The organism is Hyphomonas atlantica corrig. (assembly GCF_000682715.1).
Taxonomy (GTDB): domain Bacteria; phylum Pseudomonadota; class Alphaproteobacteria; order Caulobacterales; family Hyphomonadaceae; genus Hyphomonas; species Hyphomonas atlantica.
The window spans coordinates 72,856-92,065 of sequence record NZ_AWFH01000062.1 but is presented as its reverse complement, the minus strand read 5'-3'; the positions used below and the strand labels follow the sequence as shown (position 1 = coordinate 92,065).

Genomic DNA, 19,210 nt, shown 5'->3' with positions numbered 1-19,210 from the left:
GAACACCAAGATCCAGCCGAATACAAGCGTGCCAATGACCCCTGTACAGCTATTGAAATCCCTCAGCGGTCCCGCCGCGCTGTCGGGAGCGCCATTCGGCGCGGATTTGATATCCTTTTGTGCCGCCTTGGAAGCCCGTGGCGGCGTGGGTGTATACATAGCGCGAGACGACAAGACCGCTGCCACAGCTCGCCGCGTTGCACAATTCGCTTCGCCAAGGCTCGAACAGGTCGACTTGCCAAGCTGGGATACGCTTCCATACGACCGTGTCAGCCCAACGGCAGGTGTCGCGGCACGTCGATGCGCTGCACTGGCCCGCCTCTCTAGATACGAGCCAAGTCAAGGGGCGATTCTGATCGTCACCACAGCCTCATCGCTTGTTCAGCGAGTGCCACCGGTCAGCGTGCTGCGTAGATCGTCATTCGCGGTTAGGCTTGGCGAATCTGTGAACCAGAAAGACCTGACAGATTACCTTGCCGTGAATGGCTACCTCCGTTCGAGCACAGTGCGGGAGCAAGGTGAGTTCGCAATTCGGGGTGGTATCATCGACATTTTCCCGCCGACATCCCCTGAGCCTTACAGATTGGACTTCTTTGGCGATACCCTGGAGACGCTGCGCACTTTCGATACCGAGACGCAGCGATCTACCGGTGATGCGAAAAGCGTTGCGTTTGCACCTGTCAGTGAAATCCTCTTTGATGATGACGTGCTCGCACGGTTTCGTGAGAAGTATCTCGCCGTATTTGGTCCGCCATCGGGTGATCCAGCTTACGAAGCGGCCCGGGCGTCGATCCGTCGGCAAGGCGTCGAAGGTTGGTTGCCTCTGTTCCACGACCACATGGAGACGCTCTTTGACTACATTGGAGAAGATCCTCTCATAGGCATGGGCCACCTTGCTGGAGAAGCTGCAGCAGAGCGCTTGTCGCAAGCAGAAGACTATCATGCGGCGCGGCTCGAAGCCGGTGAAGGCGACGTTCGGAAGGCAAAAGTGCTTCCGCCTGAAGAACTTTATCTGACACCGAGAGAATTGGAGGCAGGCTTAGCCTCACGCGCGACCGCACGTTTTTACCCGTCTGAGCCAAGCGCCGAAGCCTTCGATTTGCAAGCCCGTCCCGGGCGGGACTTTGCGCCTGAGCGGCTTCATGCAGATATCAATATCTTTGAAGCCGCTATTGCGCATGCCAAGCGGCTCCAGTCCTCAAACAGACCCGTCGTATTTGCTGCCTGGTCCACTGGGTCAGCAGACCGATTGATCAACGTGATGGCGGATCATGGTTTGACTGACCTAGCGTTGGTTCATTCCTTGGAGGCGGCTCGAAAGACCGATTTTACGGTTGTTGAGATTCCCCTCGAAGCTGGCTTTGAGACACCGGATGTTGCCGTTATTTCTGAGGCAGACATTCTGGGTGACAGGCTTGCTGCGCCTCGGCGGAAACGGAAGACCGCGAATTTCATCTCGGATGCTGCTGCACTCAATCCCGGTGATCTGATTGTTCATATCGATCATGGTGTTGGCCGTTATGTAGGGCTGAAGACACTCGACCTGACCGGCGCCCCGCATGACTGCCTGCATCTTGAGTATGCAGGCGGCGACACGATTTTCCTGCCCGTGGAAAATATCGACCTGATCAGTCGTTACGGGTCGGAGGATGCAGAGAACCAGCTGGATCGGCTCGGCGGAGCTGGCTGGCAGACACGCAAAGCCAAAGCCAAGAAGCGCATTCTTGAGATGGCCGCAGAGCTTATGAACATCGCGGCGGCGCGTGAGCTGAAACGTGCCGAAGCTGTGAACGCCGGGCAGGGACTGTATGAAGAATTCGCTGCGCGTTTCCCGTATGAGGAAACCGACGATCAGCTGAACGCGATCGAAGATGTTATAGGTGATCTGGCGTCAGGCCGCCCTATGGACCGGTTGGTGTGTGGAGATGTTGGTTTTGGGAAGACCGAGGTAGCTCTACGCGGAGCGTTTGTCGCAGCGATGAGCGGCAAGCAGGTAGCTGTTATCGCGCCCACAACACTTCTCGCAAGACAGCACTACAAAACATTTGCCGAGCGCTTTGCAGGATGGCCACTCAAGGTTCGACAACTGTCTCGCCTGGTTGGCGCGAAAGAGGCTGCGGAAACCCGAGACGGTTTAGCTGATGGCAGCGTCGATGTCGTTGTAGGAACACACGCGCTCCTTACCAAGAGCATTGAGTTCAAGCGGCTTGGCTTGTTGATCGTTGACGAAGAGCAGCGCTTTGGCGTTAAGCACAAAGAGCGCCTGAAAGAACTGAAGGCTGACGTACACGTCCTGACCTTGTCAGCGACCCCAATTCCGCGAACCTTGCAAATGGCATTGACGGGGATTCGAGATCTTTCAATCATTGCGACGCCACCAGTAGATCGCTTGTCTGTGCGCACTTACATAACAGAAGAAGATACTGTTACGTTGCGCGAAGCCTTGCTTCGGGAAAAGTATCGCGGTGGCCAGGCATTCTTTGTGGCTCCGCGAATTCAGGATCTTGATAAACTCGAGCGGTTCTTGCGCGATAATGTTCCAGAGGTTTCATTCATCGTTGCACACGGACAAATGGCCGCCGGAGAGCTGGAAGACATCATGACAGCTTTCTACGAAGGCAAGTATGATGTTCTGTTATCGACGACCATCGTGGAGAGTGGGTTGGACATTCCGCGCGCAAATACGCTGATCATCCACCGCGCAGACATGTTTGGTCTGGCCCAGCTGTATCAGTTACGCGGCCGTGTCGGGCGCTCAAAACTTCGTGCCTATGCATATTTCACCACACCGCGCGACAAGGTTATTACCGAAACGGCAGATCGTCGTCTGAAAATCCTCCAATCACTGGACTCCCTAGGAGCCGGGTTCCAACTCGCGAGTCATGATCTCGACATGCGAGGCTCCGGTAATTTGCTTGGCGATCAACAGTCGGGCCACGTGAAGGAAGTTGGGGTAGAGCTTTATCAATCGATGCTTGAAGACGCGGTGAATGCGCTGAAGTCTGGAGCAAAGGACGATGAGGAATTCGCCGATGACTGGTCGCCGCAGATCAATACTGGCGCTGCCGTCCTGATTCCGGAAACATATGTCGAAGACCTGAATATCCGGCTTTCCCTTTATAGACGGCTGTCAGAGATCGCGACTGCGTCTGAGAGAGAATCTTTCGCCGCTGAGCTTATTGATCGGTTCGGCCCAATGCCGGAAGAGACCAAGCAGTTGTTGGAAGTGACTGCAATCAAGGTGCAATGTAAATCCTTGGGCATCTCCAAACTCGATGCGGGCCAGAAGGGCGCGGTGTTTGCTTTCCGTGAAGATACCATTCTTGATCCGGCCCGATTGCTTGATGTTGTGCGCAGTCGCCCGTCACAGATTCGCATCAGACCGGATTCCAAACTGGTTCATTCTGGTCTCGGCGGCACACCGGAAGAACGGCTCGCCGGCATTCGCAAGTTTCTCAAGGAGCTTGAAGCCGCTGCTGGCCTTGTACCTGCTTAGCCCACACGGTTCTGTTGAAAGACACCCGATGTAACTTCAGACAGAAGTACGGGGGCATCATGATAAGCGCGTGCCTCCGCAATCCTCCATCCCAATTGCTGCGCTAGTTTTGGCGACGAACTTGCGAGCGACTGCATAATACGTTCACTGATGAGTACAGCGCCTTTATAGCCGGTTGCCGGCAAGCTTATCACGAAGGCATCCGAACCAAGAAGGCTAGGAAGATCGGATTCTCTCAACGCGCTCAACAAAAGTTGAGCCACTTGCTTGCGCTCATCACTCGTAAGTCCTGCGCCGTTTGGATCAGCAAGTGCAAGCAGACTCAACGTGGTTCCATACTCCTTCGAAAAGGCAATTTGTTTGGAGAGGTGCGTGCGCAGGAATTGTTCCGAGAATAGCTTTGTGTCGCCGTCCAGAAACTCCGGAACATTCGCTGCGTTTTCAGCAGTTGCTCCACATCCCGCATCCCGTCGTCCATACAATTCCACATGCTTGGCCAGCTCCCTGGCGTCTACAGTGTGGTCAAATACGTGGGAGAGACAGCTAATCAAGTCGTGGAAAGTGGGAGATGGAAACAATCCTTCGCCCACGAGACCAAGCAGCGGAACGTCCGAGAAAGTTGAGGCAAGTTTTGAAAGCCAGCCCGCTATCTGGTCGAGATGTTGTGACTCTTGCGTCACATCGATCAGGATTGCTGAGAACTGTTTCTGCTCGGCGTAATCAGCGGCGGTACGAACACTGAATGCCGCCGTTAGTGACATGCCATGCTCCGCGAGATTGGCTTGAAGAGCCAAAAAACGAGCTGATCCGTCTCCAAGGTAGAGAATGTCCGGTACAACTTCGAATGTCGGCAGCGGCAATGCAATTCCAAACGCTGAGGCGGATTCCGTACGAAGCTTGAGTTCAGAAAGACGGTTTGTGCGGCGAGAGATCGCCTCAAGGCGTCCCCGCAGTACAGGCAGATCGCGATCTCGTGGAATGACCACCGCGTTCTCGAAACAACTCGCAACAGAGGCGTCTCCAAGCACCATGACTGGACGCAGAGAAGCGCCTATTTGTGCGATAGCCTCATCGAGGATGTCATTGTCAATGCTTGCCGTGTCGATGAGTAGAGCGTCTGTCGACTGGCAAGATAGAGGCGCATCCGCCTTGAAGGGCCTGACACGCCCTACCTTCAACCGCGACATGATCATCTCCAGTCGGGGGCTGGATGCCAAGACTTCGATTGGTGGGTCTAGATATGCGAGATGATTCATAAAGCTCAAAAGATTGCGGGAGTCGACGTTGCGATACCCCTTCCTTTTGCGACTCGTCGGCTTAATGATCCGCTAAATTGACCTCGAGAGATTAGACAAAGGGTAGGAATATCATGGCTCAAGGACCGCTTAACGGCGTGAAGATTGTGGAATTCGCAGGTATCGGCCCCGGACCATTTTGCGGCATGCTCCTGTCTGATCTTGGCGCTGACGTTATACGTATCGATCGCAAAGGTGATGGCCGGCCAGGGCGAGCTGCCGATGTCATGGGCCGTGGTCGACGCTCAATTGGGTTGAACCTGAAGGATCCGGCTGACGTCGAGACGGCGTTGAAACTGCTAGAGAAAGCTGACGGTCTCATCGAAGGGTTTCGACCTGGCGTGATGGAGCGCAACGGCCTCGGACCAGATGTAGTTCTCGCGCGCAATCCCAAGCTGGTCTACGGGCGGATGACCGGCTGGGGCCAAACCGGGGCCCTGTCGCATTCTGCTGGCCATGACTTGAACTACATTGCCATTACAGGTGCGCTTCACGCGATGGGTGACGGCGATGGTCGACCTCGACCGCCGCTCAATCTGGTTGGCGACTATGGGGGAGGCGCTCTGTATCTCGCCATGGGTCTTCTCGCAGGTTTGATGAACGTAAAGAATGGCGGCGAGGGGCAAGTCGTGGATGTGGCGATGTCGGACGGCGCGGCGTCGCTGGCGACAATGTTCTACGGCATGAAGGCGATGGGCCTCTGGACTGATGACCGTGAGGCGAACCTGTTGGATGGCGGCGCGCATTTCTATGACACGTACGAGTGCGCAGACGGTAAGTGGGTCTCCATCGGCTCTATTGAGCCGCAATTCTACGCTCTGCTTGTCGAGAAGGCCGGCCTTACAGATCCCGAATTCCAGGCACAGATGGATCGATCGAAGTGGCCAAGCCTGAAAGAAAAAATCAAGACTGTCTTCAAGACCAAGACTCGCGACGAGTGGTGCGAGATCATGGAAGGGACGGATATTTGTTTCGCACCGGTGTTGTCCATGTCCGAAGCACCTCATCACCAGCACAATGTCGATCGACAAACTTTCGTTGAGGTTGAGGGCGTGGTCCAGCCAGCGCCAGCGCCACGCTTCTCGGCGACACCGGGCGCCATTCAAGGACGACCAGCCGGCCTGGGCGAACATTCCGACGAAATCCTGCGTGACTGGGGAATTACCTGACTTCAGCTCGCCTGAAAGATGAACACAACACAACCGAAAGCATTCCGATTCATTCAGTTTCGTTCTGCTAACAATCATGGCGTTGAGCACATGTGCCGGCAGTTAGCCGGGATTGCTGCTCAACGTCCTTCTTGCTGACCTTGATCGCCCTGCGGGGCGATCCTTTTTCTTGCGCCGAGGCCCTCGCTCCTTAGTCTGCAAGAAGCAAGTCAGAAACCAGCGAGTTCTTATGAAGAAATTGATCCCATTAATGAGTGCGCTTCTCTTGGCTGCGTGCGGCAGCCCCTCAGCTCCTGAGCGTGATGAGGGGTACGACGTTGCGGAGCAAAATTATCGGGAACTGCACCATGCCTTGCTGGTTATAGATTCTCACCTCGACACCCCTGCAAACCTGTCCAACCCGGACTTTGATGTTCTGGCTGATAACCCCTCCAAGTTGGGGCGCGTGCAGGTAGATCTTCCCAAGATGGAGCGAGGCGGTCTCGATGGCGGCTTTTGGGTGATTTACACTCCACAGGGGCCCCTCAACGTGACCTCATATGAAGCAGCAAAGCTCGCCGCTTTGAAGCGCTCGGATGAAATTCTGCAACTGATCGAAATGCATCCGAACGAATTTGAGCTAGCCACTACCGCGGATGATGCTGAGAGAATCGCAGCCTCCGGCAAGAAAATCGTCTATAAATCCATCGAGAACAGCTACCCACTCGGCACCGACCTGGGAATGATCGAAGAGTTCTACAATCGCGGCGTTCGCCTGATTGGTCCTGTCCACTTTATGGACAACCAATTTGCAGACAGCGCGACCGATCTCAGCGCATCTGATCTCGGAGGACTCACCCCTTTGGGGGAGGAGCTGATTCGGGAAGCGAACCGGCTGGGTATGATGATCGACGCGTCTCACGCAGCTGATTCAGCGCTCGAGGCCATTATGGAAGTCTCCTCAACGCCTGTCGTGCTGTCTCATACGGGAGTGAGCAGTCTGTATGACCATCCGCGAAACATATCAGACGACCTTTTGAGAAAGGTCGCGGCGGATGGTGGCGTTATCCAGATCAATGCTCTTGGTGCATATATAGAAGATCTCGAACCACCAGCGGAGCGGGTTGAGGCAATGGAGGCACTATCAGAGGAGTTTAACGGAATATCCCCGTTCGATCTCAGCTCCAACGAGCGTGAACGCTATTTGGCGCGTCGTCAGGAGATCAATGAGACGTATCCCATGCCTCTGTCATCGTTCGAAGTGTTCATGGATCAGATGCTACACGCACTTGCGATCGTGGGGCCGGACCATGTCGGTATGGGAGCAGATTGGGATGGGGGAGGCGGCGTTGCCGGCATGGAGGACGTTTCCGATCTTCCAAAGGTAACGGAACGACTTCTTGAAGAAGGCTACTCCAAAGAGGATTTGGAGAAAATTTGGGGCGGAAATCTATTGCGCATCATGCGACAAGCCGAAGCTGCCAAACAAAATTGAGCGAATAATGGCGACTGAAGAAAATCATACTGCGATGATGATGTAGTCTTGCATTGGACCGAGGGGATATGTATGAGGCCCCTTTCCAATTCACGCGCAATTTTGCGCCAAACTACCGGATACCTGTTATGGCAGTCCCTAAGAGTAAAGTTTCGAAGTCTCGTCGCGGCATGCGCCGTTCGCACGACCGCCTCGACATGAACACATACATCGAAGACGCAGACTCCGGTGAGCTGCGCCGCCCGCACCACATCGACCTGAAGACCGGTGTATATCGCGGTCGTCAGGTTCTTGAACCACGCGACGACATCTAAACAATCGTCCTGCTGTTGCGCTTTGCGGCGCACAAGCTTAAGGGTTCGAGCGCTTCCTGCCAGAGCAGGGAGCGCTTTTTAGTTTCAGGCGCAAAGGTAAAGCCACACATGAGCGAGATCATCGACATCCATGCCCGCGAAATTCTGGATAGTCGGGGGAATCCGACAGTCGAAGTTGATGTAACTCTTGAAGATGGCTCTGTTGGCCGCGCCGCAGTGCCTTCAGGCGCATCGACCGGCGCCTACGAGGCGCATGAGCAACGCGATGGCGATTCTGAGCGCTATCTCGGTAAAGGCGTCCTGAAAGCAGTAAACGCCGTGAATGGCGAGATTTTCAATGAATTGGCAGGTTTGGACGCCACTGAGCAACGCATGATCGACATGTTGATGATCGATCTCGATGGCACAGAGAACAAATCGCGTCTCGGCGCCAATGCGATTCTGGGGGTCTCCATGGCGCTTGCCAAAGCTGCAGCGGAAAGCTCTGCCATGCCGCTCTATCGCTATGTCGGCGGACCCAATGCCCGCGTATTGCCAACACCTATGATGAACATCATAAATGGCGGTGCGCACGCGGACAATCCGATCGATATTCAGGAATTCATGGTGATGCCCGTCAGCGCGGAGAGCCTCGCTGATTCTGTCCGCATGGGTGCCGAAGTGTTCCACGCTTTGAAGAAGACGCTGAGCGAAGCCAGTCACAACACCAACGTTGGGGATGAGGGCGGATTCGCTCCGAACCTGGCGTCTACCGACGAAGCGATTGGCTTCATCATGAAAGCGGTCGAGAAGGCCGGTTACAAGCCGGGCGAAGACATCGCGCTGGCATTGGACGCCGCTTCGACCGAATTCTATAAGAACGGCAAATATGAGCTGGCAGGCGAAAACAAGTCGCTGGGTTCTGACGAGTTCGCAGCCTATCTGGCCGATCTTTGTGCCCGTTACCCGATCATTTCAATTGAAGACGGCATGGCCGAAGACGATTGGGACGGCTGGGTTTCGCTGACAGAAGCAATTGGCGACAAAGTGCAACTGGTCGGTGACGATCTGTTCGTAACCAATCCCGACCGACTTTCCATTGGTCTCCAAAAAGGCGCGGCCAACTCTATTCTGGTGAAGGTCAACCAAATCGGTACATTGTCCGAGACTTTGGATGCTGTGGAACTAGCCCATTTGCACGGCTACACTGCGGTCATGTCTCACCGTTCCGGAGAAACAGAAGACGCAACAATTGCGGATCTCGCTGTCGCGACAAACTGCGGTCAGATCAAAACGGGTTCCCTGTCCCGCTCTGATCGGATTGCAAAGTACAACCAACTGATTCGAATCGAAGAAGAGTTGGGGCCTGTTGGAATCTTTGCTGGACGATCCCGCATCAACGCAGCCTGATTTGCATCACCTGACACGGCCGATGGCGCTCACTTTCTCTTAACCAAACCGCCTTTAGGTGAGGTCATGAGATCGCGATTCGAGGCTGTCGGCCTGTCACTTCTTGTCCTGTATTTTGCCTACCACGCCTTTGCGGGGGAGAAGGGGCTCGGCCGATGGTCGGATGCCCAGATGGAGCTTGAGGATCGCAAGGCTGTTCTGGCCGATCTTGAGCAGGATCTCGCTCGTCTTGAAACCGATATTCGCCGCCTGACACCGGGATCTGTAGACCCAGATTTCGTAGAAGCCATGGCGCGTGACAAGCTCGCTTTCGTCTATCCGAACGAGATTGTTTTACTTTCTCCGGAACCAAGCTCTGCAAATTGACATAGTTGTTCTGACTTGTCGTTGCGTTATCGCGCATACATAAGTCCACAAAAGGGTTGGAGCGATTTATGGCGACGAAATCTAGAAGTACCAAAAAGGCACCCTCCAAGGGCAATAAAGCGGAGATGCTGAAATACTATCGGGACATGCTCCTGATCCGCCGGTTTGAAGAGAAGGCCGGCCAGCTTTACGGCATGGGAAAGATTGCCGGGTTTTGCCACCTCTATATCGGCCAGGAAGCCGTTGTGACGGGTATGCAGGCCTGCTTGAAGGAAGGTGACCAGATCATCACGGGGTATCGCGATCATGGGCACATGCTGGCCTGTGACATGGATCCGAAAGGCGTGATGGCAGAACTGACAGGACGCATCGGCGGCTACTCCCGAGGGAAGGGCGGCTCAATGCATATGTTCTCCAAAGAAAAGAACTTCTACGGTGGTCATGGAATCGTTGGAGCCCAGGTGCCAATCGGCACGGGCCTCGGATTTGCCAACAAGTATCGCGGCACGGACAACGTTGCCGTAGCCTATTTCGGTGATGGCGCCGCAAACCAGGGCCAAGTTTACGAAGCGTTCAACATGGCTTCGCTATGGGACCTTCCGGTTGTTTATGTCATTGAAAACAACATGTACGCGATGGGTACGAGTGTTGCCCGTCACGCCTCAGAAACTGAGCTCTACAAGCGCGGCATTTCCTTTGAAATTGAAGGAGAAGAGGTAGATGGCATGGACGTCATGGCCGTGCGGGCGGCGGGCGAAAAAGCCGTCAAGTATGTGCGTTCCGGAAAGGGGCCGTACATTCTGGAAATGAAGACCTACCGCTACCGCGGTCACTCAATGTCAGACCCTGCCAAGTACCGCAAACGCGAAGAGGTCGATGACATTCGCTCCCACCATGATCCGATTGAGGGCCTGAAGACACAGCTCCTTGAGCAGGGCCATGCGAGCGAAGATGAGCTCAAAGATATAGACAAGGAAATCAAGGGTATCGTGAAAGAGGCCGCAGACTTTTCCCTTGAAAGCCCTGAACCTGATCCATCGGAACTGTGGACGGACGTTCTCAAAGACGTCGAGGTGGCCTGATGTCTGGCGCCTGTGAAACCCGACAGTCCTTGATCCAGTTTTTCGGAGCACAATAATGTCCGTAGATATTCTCATGCCTGCCCTGTCTCCGACAATGGAGGAAGGCACTCTTTCGAAATGGCTCAAAAAGGAAGGAGATACGGTCTCTTCCGGTGACGTCATTGCGGAAATCGAGACCGACAAGGCCACGATGGAAGTAGAAGCCGTCGATGAAGGCACACTGGCCAAGATCCTGGTGCCTGAAGGGACCGAAGGCGTAAAAGTGAACGCGGTAATCGCGGTGCTTGCGGAAGACGGTGAAGATGCCTCCTCCGTAGAGGCGAAAAACGCTTCAAGCTCTTCGACCGAGTCCAAAGAGGCGGCAGAGCACAATACTTCAAAAGAATCTGACGATGAGAGTGAAGCTGCCGCTGAACCTCAGGCTGCGATTCTTTCTGACCCAACCATTCCAGAAGGCACATCCTTCACGGAAACCACAGTGCGCGATGCCTTGCGTGATGCGATGGCCGAAGAAATGCGCCGTGACGAGTCAGTCTTCGTCATGGGTGAAGAAGTCGCAGAGTACCAGGGCGCATACAAAGTGACGCGTGAACTGCTTCAGGAGTTTGGTGCGAAGCGTGTTGTAGACACGCCGATTACGGAACACGGGTTTGCAGGTCTGGGCGTTGGAGCAGCATTTGCTGGCTTGAAGCCGATCGTCGAATTCATGACGTTCAATTTTGCCATGCAGGCGATTGACCAGATCATCAATTCTGCAGCCAAGACGCTGTACATGTCTGGTGGTCAGATGGGATGTCCAATCGTGTTCCGCGGGCCAAACGGCGCAGCTTCACGTGTCGGCGCTCAGCACAGCCAGGACTATTCTGCTTGGTACGGACAGGTGCCGGGCCTCAAGGTAGTCGCGCCATATGATGCGGCTGATGCCAAAGGTCTTCTCAAGGCAGCTATCCGTGATCCGAACCCGGTCGTTTTCCTGGAGCATGAACTCCTCTACGGCAACAGTTTCCCGGTCCCGGATATTGATGATCACATTTTGCCGCTTGGCAAAGCCAAGGTGAAGCGCGTCGGTAACGACGTAACTCTGGTTGCGCACTCGCGAATGGTGGGATTTGCGCTGCAAGCTGCTGAGACCTTGGCAGAGCAGGGGATAGATGCCGAGGTTATTGACCTGCGCACCATTCGCCCGCTCGATACCGACACGATCATTGAGAGCGTAAAGAAGACCAACCGTATCGTTTGCTGTGAAGAGGGATGGCGGTTCTTCGGTATCGGCGCGGAAATTGCCGCAACCGTGACTGCAGAAGCGTTTGACTATCTTGATGCGCCGCCGGCTCGGGTGCACCAGAAAGATGTACCTCTGCCGTATGCGGCAAATCTGGAGGCCATGAGCCTTCCGAACGCCGATGACATTGTCGAAGCCGCGCGAGGAGTTTGCTATGTCGACTGAGATACGAGAACTCAAATCCCCTCCCTCTATTGAAGGGGCTGATGCCGCGCAGGAAATGATCCGGTTCTGGATTGCCGACAATACCGATCATGTAAGCCTTCGCGTTGGAGACGCAGCTGATCCCGCGACAGAACCAACCATGTGGGGGTTTATCTTGGGTGACATCGCAAAGCATGTCACGGATGCCTTCAAGGATCTTCACCCGGACGGCCCGGAGAAAGAGGATATCATCAAGGAAATCGTGACTGGTTTCCTGAACCGCATACAATTCGGCCCGAAGTCTCCGGGCGACGTTCAGAAGATGGGTGACTGATATGGCTATCGACATCACAATGCCCGCCTTGTCGCCAACCATGGAGGAAGGCACGCTCGCGAAATGGCTCGTGAAAGAAGGCGATACAATTTCGTCCGGTGATGTGATCGCAGAGATCGAAACGGACAAAGCCACGATGGAGGTCGAAGCTGTCGACGAGGGGGTTGTCGCCAAGATTCTCGTTGAGGCGGGCACTGAAGGCGTGAAAGTGAACGCAGTTATTGCGGTCCTCGCGGAAGAGGGCGAGGACGCATCTTCAGTTCAGCCATCGTCCAAGCAAGAGACGCCTAAAGCTGATACGCCTGCAGCATCCGGTGAATCTGACGCTTCGGAAAAATCGGATGTGACGCCGAAATCAGACAAGTCGGTAGAACCAGCACGTCAAGTATCAAAGCCGCCCTTACCACCTGCAAACTCACAGGATGGCCGTATCAAGGCCAGCCCTCTTGCGCGGCGTATCGCAGATATGAAAGGCCTCACTCTCTCAGACCTGAAAGGTACGGGACCTCGCGGACGCATAATCAAGCGCGACGTTGAAAACGCCCAGCCCACACCCGCCAACGCATCTTCGGGGGCAATGGCGCGTCCAGATGGGTTGATCCTGCCTCAAATTCTTGATGATCGAGTATATTCTCCGGATAGCTACGAACTTGTGCCTCTGGACGGTATGCGCAAAACAGTGGCTAAGCGCTTGACGACTAGCTTCATGCAGGTGCCGCATTTCCCGCTGAATATAGATCTGGAGCTTGACCATCTTCTAGCTAGCCGCGCCGCGATCAACGCGGCCGCTCCTGAAGGTGTGAAGGTGTCCGTGAATGACATGCTCATCAAAGCGGCGGCAATGGCGCTTATGGACGAGCCGGATTGCAACGCGTCTTACACAGATAATGGCATCGCCTATCATAAGCACGCGCACGTATCTGTCGCCGTTGCGATTGATGGTGGATTGATTACACCCGTTGTATTCAAGGCTGAGACCAAAGGACTGGCGGAAATATCGGAAGAGATGAAAGATCTTGCCAGTCGCGCACGAGACCGCAAACTGAAGCCGCAAGAATATAGCGGCGGTACCTTCAGCATTTCGAATCTCGGCATGTTTGGCATCAAAAGCTTCGCCTCCATCATCAACCCGCCCGAAGGCATGATCCTCTCGGTGGGAGCTGGTGAAAAGCGTGCCGTGGTAGATAATCAAGGCAATCTCGTTGCGCGCACGGTTATGACCGTCACCCTGACTTGTGATCACCGCGTTATTGGCGGCGCGGAAGGAGCTAAATGGCTGCAAGCCTTCAAGCGATACGTTGAAACGCCTGAAGCGATGTTGCTCTGATGCTTCGCCCCGGGCTGATCGCGATTAGCCTTGTGCTTGCGGCTGCCTGCAGTGACGAGCGCATATCGCCGCCTTTAGAGCAACGTCTGAACGAAGAGGCGATGCGCGACATTGCGAGTGAATTCGCAATACAAAAAGGAATGAACCTTCTCTGCGAGCGTGAAGGCCCGGATCTGTTAGGCAGCTTCATGGAAGACCTTCGATATGAGGGTGTCGACCGGCAGATGCGAGAGAGCATCATGGCCGAAAGCGTAGAGATGATGAACAAGATTTCGGCCGAAGAGCCCGAATATATCTGCACACCTGAAATGTTCGAAAGCGCAAATCTGCGCGTGTCTCAGGCCATGCTGTCTTGGGACGAAATGAGAGGAATAACGCAATGAGCACCCAGTACGACCTCATCGTGATCGGCTCCGGGCCAGGCGGATACGTGTCGGCCATCCGAGCCTCTCAACTTGGTATGAAGACCGCAATTGTTGAGCGTGAGAGCCTCGGCGGAATCTGCCTGAACTGGGGCTGTATACCGACCAAAGCGCTGTTGCGTTCTGCAGAAGTGTTGCACCTTGCCAAACACGCAAAGGATTTCGGCCTCAAAATCGACAAGGCCGATTTTGACCTGGATGCGGTCGTGAAACGTTCCCGCGGCGTGGCCAATCAATTGTCGTCTGGCGTGAAGTTCTTGATGAAGAAAAACAAGATCGACGTCATCGAAGGCACTGCGCGCCTCGAAAAAGGCGAGCCTGCGCCAAAGGTGATCGTGAAAGACAAGGATGGGAAAGTCACTTCCTACCAGGCCAAACACGTCATGCTCGCGACTGGCGCGCGGGCGCGAGATATTCCTCAGGCAGGTCTCGTTGCTGACAAGAAACTGATCTGGACCTATCGCGAAGCCATGACGCCAGACGTCATGCCAAAACGCCTTCTCGTAATTGGTTCTGGCGCAATCGGAATTGAATTTGCGAGCTTCTATCATGAGCTGGGCGCTGACGTGACGGTTGCAGAAGTCATGGACCGCATCTTGCCTGTGGAAGACGAAGAGATATCCAAACTCGCTGAGAAGGACTTCAAGAAACAGGGCCTCAATATCGTAACCGGCGCGAAGGTGGAAAACCTGACCGCAGGCAAGACTACAGTGACAGCCGAGATCACAGACAAATCAGGCCAGAAGCAGAAGCAAGAGTTCGATCGCGCCATTCTCGCTGTCGGTATTGTCGGGAATGTTGAAAACCTCGGTCTCGAGGCGCTCGGTGTGAAAGTCGAGAAGACCCATGTAAAGGTAGATAATTTCGGCCGAACCGGCGTGAAAGGACTGTATGCGATCGGGGACCTTACAGGTCCTCCGTGGCTCGCGCATAAGGCATCGCATGAGGGTGTTGTATGCGTGGAAGGCATCGCGGGCGCCAATCATGCAGAACCGTTCGACCCGTGGAATGTGCCGGGATGTACGTACGCACACCCTCAAGTGGCCAGTGTCGGTCTGACAGAGAAAGCCGCCAAGGAAAAAGGCTACGAAATCAAGGTTGGGCGTTTTCCATTCATCGGTAACGGCAAGGCCATTGCAATGGGTGCTTCTGAAGGACTGGTCAAAACAATCTTTGACAAGAAAACCGGCGAGCTGCTGGGAGCCCACATGATCGGCGCTGAAGTCACCGAACTGATCCAAGGATACGTGATTGCTCGTCAGGGCGAGTTGACGGAACAGGATCTCGCGCACACCATCTTCCCGCATCCGACCATCTCAGAAAGCATGCACGAATCCGTTCTCGATGCTGAAGGTCGCGTGATTCACATATAATTGTCGCCCCGGTGCGGCGACGCCTACACCGGGGAGCATATCATGAAGTTGAGCGTCGGACCTGGAGCGCTGGTAGTAGCCGGCTTCATTGGTCCCGGAACGGTTACCGCCTGTACCGTCGCAGGCGCCAATTTTGGCTTTGCATTGATATGGGCGCTGGCATTCGCGACAGTTTCCACAATTATCCTGCAAGAGATGGCGGCCCGCTTGGGCATAGTGTCGGGCAAAGGGCTAGCCGCCGCTATGACGTCGCCAGAGAACGGCCCAATTGCGCGATGGGCAATCATTAGTCTGGGCGTTGCGGCCTTGGCTGTTGGTAACTCAGCTTATGAGGCAGGAAATCTCACCGGCGGTGCATTGGGCATTGAGGCGCTACTCAATGGTGGGGCCGGGACACATAAGCTTGTCGTCATTTGTCTCAGCGTGATTGCAGCTGTGTTCCTGGCCTTTGGCCATTACAAACACATCGAAAAGTTATTGATTGCACTTGTCGTGATGATGAGCGCGGCCTTCATCGGCAGCGTCGTCATTACCCGCCCGGATCTCAGCGCCTTGGCCCGCGGGTTCATTCCCTCCATTCCGAGTGGTGGATTGCTGACGGCTGTTGCGCTGATCGGTACAACCATTGTGCCGTACAATTTGTTTCTCCACGCTTCCACAGTTCGCGATAAGTGGCCTCATGGAACAACTCAAGCCACGAAAGCGGCAAGAACAGACACTATCACCTCTGTAGGTTTGGGCGGAATTATATCGATCCTGATCTTGTCGACTGCCGCGTCTGCACTTTTCGGATCGGGCATCAGCGTCTCGTCAGCAGCAGACATGGCTATTTCCGTTGAGCCCGCGTTTGGTGTCGCAGCCAAATACCTTGTCGGAATTGGCTTGTTTGGCGCGGGTCTTTCATCTTCGATCACCGCGCCCCTGGCGACGGCATATGCTCTGACCGAGTTTGGGGGGCTTCGCCGGGATGGTTGGCAGTTTCGGATCATAGCACTAACGGTATTGCTGATTGGGACCATTGTTGCGCTGATCGGTGTCAGGCCGGTGGAAGTGATCCTGATTGCGCAGATCGCGAACGGGCTGATCCTACCCATCGTGGCGACTTTCCTGCTGGTCGCCATGAACAGAGCCAAACTGCTTGGGACGTATGTGAACTCGACATTGTCGAACGTTCTGGGCAGTCTTGTCGTTATAATTACTTTTGGTCTCGGCTTGCGTCTGATCCTGAGAGCCTTAAATGTCTGGCCATGAGCCGCACGATTTGCCTGAATTCTGATATTGGCGAATTACCAGGTGAAACTGGTCGTGCGCTTGACCGCGCCATTCTGGACGTCGTTAGCCGCTGCAGCATCGCATGTGGAGGGCACGCAGGCGACGAAGATAGCATGCGCGCCACGCTTAAGGCAGCGAAGGCCCGAGGCGTAGTTGCAGGTGCGCATCCATCCTATCCAGATAAAAAGAACTTTGGACGCATTTCTGTCAGCCTGTCTCCTGAAGATCTTGAGGCGTCACTACGCCAACAAGTCCGCACGCTCTCGAGTCTCGCCAGGCTGCAAGGCGTCGTACTCGACCACCTGAAGCCACATGGTGCTCTTTACAATGACTCTGCGAAGGATGCGGATCTGGCACAAATCGTAGTTCGCATTGCTCATCAAAACCGTATTCGCGCAGTTATCGGACCGCCGAACTCTGTTCTGCGCAAAGTGGCACTCGAAGCAGGTCTCGATTTCGTGGCAGAAGGTTTCGCGGACAGACAGTATAGTTCGGATGGCTCATTGGTCCCACGTGCAGAGCCCGGCTCTGTATTGACATCAGTGCAAGAACAAGTCGCTCAAGTCTTGCACATCTCGGAAGAAGGATGTGTCACGACTCGAGATGGAAGCATGATTTCACTTCCTGTAGAGACCATTTGCTTGCATGGCGACACGGCCGGAGCAATCCAGTCCGCCCTCGGCATAAGGGAGGCGCTGCAGACAAGAAAAATCGAAATCAAAGCGCATCTTCCGCAATGACTGCGCGTGATCTGCAGTTCATTGGTGATGATGCGATACGAATAACAGTGTCACAGCCGGAAGAGCGATTTCAGCTTGCCGACTTTCTGCGCAGATCCGGAAATTGGGCGGAAATTGTCGTTGGCAAACGGAGCGTCACAGTCCAATTTGATCCTCTCATTATCAGTCCAACCGAAGTAGCTCGTAGGCTGAGGGATGTTGAGGTATCAGATCTCGGTTCCGCAAGTGTTGCACACGGAATGAGAACTCTAAAGATCCAGACAAACGACGGCAATGCTCCGGACCTTGCTGAGTGCGCAGAAAGAAATGACTGCTCGATAATCGAGTTTCTGGAACGCATTCAAAGGTCAAATCTGCGTGTGGATATGCTGGGTTTTGCGCCCGGCTTTGCTTATGTAGATGGTGTCGATCCGCAACTCGAGGGCACGCGCCTGGAACATCCTCGCCAACTGGTAAAAGCAGGATCAGTCGGGTTTATAAGCGGACACCTCGGAATATACGCGTTGGATGGTCCAGGCGGTTGGCCAATTATTGGCAGGACGGCCGCGCTTCTTTTCGATGAATCGAAGTCAGACCCATTTCTGATCAAGCCTGGCTTAGGTCTTCAGATAGAATGGGTTTAGAATGGTAATGCGCATTCTTGATCCGGGCCCTCAAGCGTCGCTGCAAGGAGCCCCCAGAGGGGGATTTCGTCAGTTTGGGATGCCGGCTGCCGGAGCGGCAGATCCTTTATCAATGTCTCTTGCAAATCGCCTTGTAGGCAATCGTCCAGATGGAACTTGCATTGAGGTGACTTATGGTCCGTTTGCCGCTGTTTTCGAACGGAACGCCTCAATCGCAATAACCGGCGCCGTGGCTCCGGTCTCGGTAAATGGCTCCCTTCGTCGTTTCCACACCACATTGCCAATCAATGCAGGAGATGTTGTCGAAATCGGTAGGCCGTCCGCAGGCCTCCGATTCTATGTTGCGGTAGCGGGCGAATTTCGTGCGGAAGAGTTTCTCGGAAGTACGTCGACATATATGCCGGCAAAACTAGGAGGACTGTCTGGGCGTGCCTTGCAGAAGGGGGATGTCCTGGAGGTCAAAATTGATGTGCCGGCACCACCGATTTTCGAAACACCGACCAATCTCATTCTCACGCTCGGAAACAGTTACGCGCTGCGGTCAACGGAAGGTCCGGACTATTCCGAAGACTTAAATTCGCTGTGGACCACCCAGTACACCGTTACACGCCGTGCAAGCCGCATAGGCATAGAGCTTGACGGTTACTTTCCAAAACCTGACACACAAGAGAACTTACCAAGTGCCGCTATATTTCCGGGCGCTCTGCAACTACCGCCAAAGGGTAGGGGCTTCCTTCTTCTTCCAGACTGCCAGACGACAGGCGGATATCCGCATGTTCTCCAAGTGAACAAGTCCGACCGTCACCTACTTGGTCAAGTTCGACCAGATGACTCGATAATATTTCTTCGAAGGTCAGCAGAACAGGCGCGCGCAGACCTGGCTCAGAAAAATGCACTGCTTAAAGATTGGGTCGGCGAAGTGAATTGGTAGCTGAGCAGGGGGCGCGAATTCGTAAACAGAGTTCTAATCCAGGATATCAGGACAGATGTACTTATGTACCGCTCGTCCAATGCCGGTGCGGAGACAATCTGAAGTCTCAGGTTCACCGTCGGCAAGAATGCAAACTCGAGTGTTGAGGCGACCGCAGGTTTCGAACTGAAGATCGCA

General features: G+C 54.5%; 17 protein-coding genes. 16 read left to right on the top strand and 1 reads right to left on the bottom strand.

Annotated elements, in window-relative coordinates; all coding sequences use genetic code 11:
* Window positions 1-34: 34 nt before the first annotated feature.
* Window positions 35-3,496 carry a transcription-repair coupling factor gene (gene mfd / locus HY36_RS16385; RefSeq protein ID WP_035555161.1) on the top strand — a complete coding sequence of 1,154 codons (3,462 nt, stop codon included), beginning with the start codon at window positions 35-37 and terminating at the stop codon, window positions 3,494-3,496.
* Here mfd and HY36_RS16380 read toward each other — a convergent pair.
* Window positions 3,493-4,683 carry a hypothetical protein gene (locus HY36_RS16380; RefSeq protein ID WP_206741222.1) on the bottom strand — a complete coding sequence of 397 codons (1,191 nt, stop codon included), beginning with the start codon at window positions 4,681-4,683 and terminating at the stop codon, window positions 3,493-3,495. The two genes, mfd and HY36_RS16380, sit on opposite strands and share 4 nt — an antisense overlap.
* Window positions 4,684-4,865: 182 nt before the next feature.
* Between HY36_RS16380 and HY36_RS16375 the strand changes: the two genes are divergently transcribed.
* The 15 genes from HY36_RS16375 (at window position 4,866) to HY36_RS16305 (ending at window position 19,033) form a co-directional block, all read left to right on the top strand.
* Window positions 4,866-5,960, top strand: a complete 1,095-nt coding sequence (locus HY36_RS16375; RefSeq protein WP_035555159.1) for a CaiB/BaiF CoA transferase family protein — start codon at window positions 4,866-4,868, stop codon at window positions 5,958-5,960.
* A gap of 229 nt (window positions 5,961-6,189) precedes the next feature.
* On the top strand, window positions 6,190-7,434 hold the full coding sequence (locus HY36_RS16370) for a dipeptidase (protein ID WP_241764246.1): 1,245 nt from the start codon (window positions 6,190-6,192) through the stop codon (window positions 7,432-7,434).
* 128 nt (window positions 7,435-7,562) lie between these two features.
* Complete coding sequence (gene rpmF / locus HY36_RS16365) at window positions 7,563-7,748, top strand: 50S ribosomal protein L32 (protein WP_035555369.1); 186 nt, start codon at window positions 7,563-7,565, stop codon at window positions 7,746-7,748.
* Between the two features lie 108 nt (window positions 7,749-7,856).
* Window positions 7,857-9,137 (top strand): phosphopyruvate hydratase, encoded by a 1,281-nt coding sequence (eno, locus tag HY36_RS16360; protein ID WP_035555156.1) that lies wholly within the window; start codon window positions 7,857-7,859, stop codon window positions 9,135-9,137.
* A 66-nt stretch (window positions 9,138-9,203) separates the two neighbouring features.
* Entirely contained in the window at window positions 9,204-9,503 is a 300-nt protein-coding gene (locus HY36_RS16355; RefSeq protein ID WP_035555154.1) for an FtsB family cell division protein, read from the top strand.
* Window positions 9,504-9,571: 68 nt separating this feature from the next.
* A complete protein-coding gene (gene pdhA / locus HY36_RS16350) occupies window positions 9,572-10,585 on the top strand; it encodes a pyruvate dehydrogenase (acetyl-transferring) E1 component subunit alpha (protein WP_035555151.1) in 1,014 nt (337 codons plus the stop codon).
* Window positions 10,586-10,640: 55 nt separating this feature from the next.
* Window positions 10,641-12,032, top strand: coding sequence for a pyruvate dehydrogenase complex E1 component subunit beta (locus HY36_RS16345; RefSeq protein ID WP_035555148.1), 1,392 nt, complete (start codon window positions 10,641-10,643; stop codon window positions 12,030-12,032).
* Window positions 12,022-12,345 (top strand): DUF5076 domain-containing protein, encoded by a 324-nt coding sequence (locus HY36_RS16340; RefSeq protein WP_162176020.1) that lies wholly within the window; start codon window positions 12,022-12,024, stop codon window positions 12,343-12,345. The genes HY36_RS16345 and HY36_RS16340 overlap by 11 nt, the downstream gene beginning before the upstream one ends.
* Before the next feature lies 1 nt (window position 12,346).
* Entirely contained in the window at window positions 12,347-13,672 is a 1,326-nt protein-coding gene (locus HY36_RS16335; RefSeq protein WP_035555144.1) for a pyruvate dehydrogenase complex dihydrolipoamide acetyltransferase, read from the top strand.
* A 140-nt stretch (window positions 13,673-13,812) separates the two neighbouring features.
* Window positions 13,813-14,055, top strand: coding sequence for a hypothetical protein (locus HY36_RS18475; RefSeq protein WP_155842007.1), 243 nt, complete (start codon window positions 13,813-13,815; stop codon window positions 14,053-14,055).
* The gene (gene lpdA, locus HY36_RS16325; protein WP_035555138.1) at window positions 14,052-15,467 is read left to right on the top strand and encodes a dihydrolipoyl dehydrogenase; all 1,416 of its coding nucleotides are present in this window, start codon (window positions 14,052-14,054) and stop codon (window positions 15,465-15,467) included. The genes HY36_RS18475 and lpdA overlap by 4 nt, the downstream gene beginning before the upstream one ends.
* Window positions 15,468-15,509: 42 nt before the next feature.
* A complete protein-coding gene (locus HY36_RS16320; protein ID WP_035555367.1) occupies window positions 15,510-16,718 on the top strand; it encodes an Nramp family divalent metal transporter in 1,209 nt (402 codons plus the stop codon).
* Window positions 16,715-17,479 (top strand): 5-oxoprolinase subunit PxpA, encoded by a 765-nt coding sequence (pxpA, locus tag HY36_RS16315; protein ID WP_035555135.1) that lies wholly within the window; start codon window positions 16,715-16,717, stop codon window positions 17,477-17,479. Before HY36_RS16320 ends, pxpA begins: the two co-directional genes overlap by 4 nt.
* A complete protein-coding gene (locus tag HY36_RS16310; RefSeq protein WP_051602899.1) occupies window positions 17,476-18,102 on the top strand; it encodes a 5-oxoprolinase subunit B family protein in 627 nt (208 codons plus the stop codon). The genes pxpA and HY36_RS16310 overlap by 4 nt, the downstream gene beginning before the upstream one ends.
* 7 nt (window positions 18,103-18,109) lie before the next feature.
* Window positions 18,110-19,033 (top strand): biotin-dependent carboxyltransferase family protein, encoded by a 924-nt coding sequence (locus tag HY36_RS16305; protein ID WP_162176019.1) that lies wholly within the window; start codon window positions 18,110-18,112, stop codon window positions 19,031-19,033.
* Window positions 19,034-19,210: the final 177 nt, after the last annotated feature.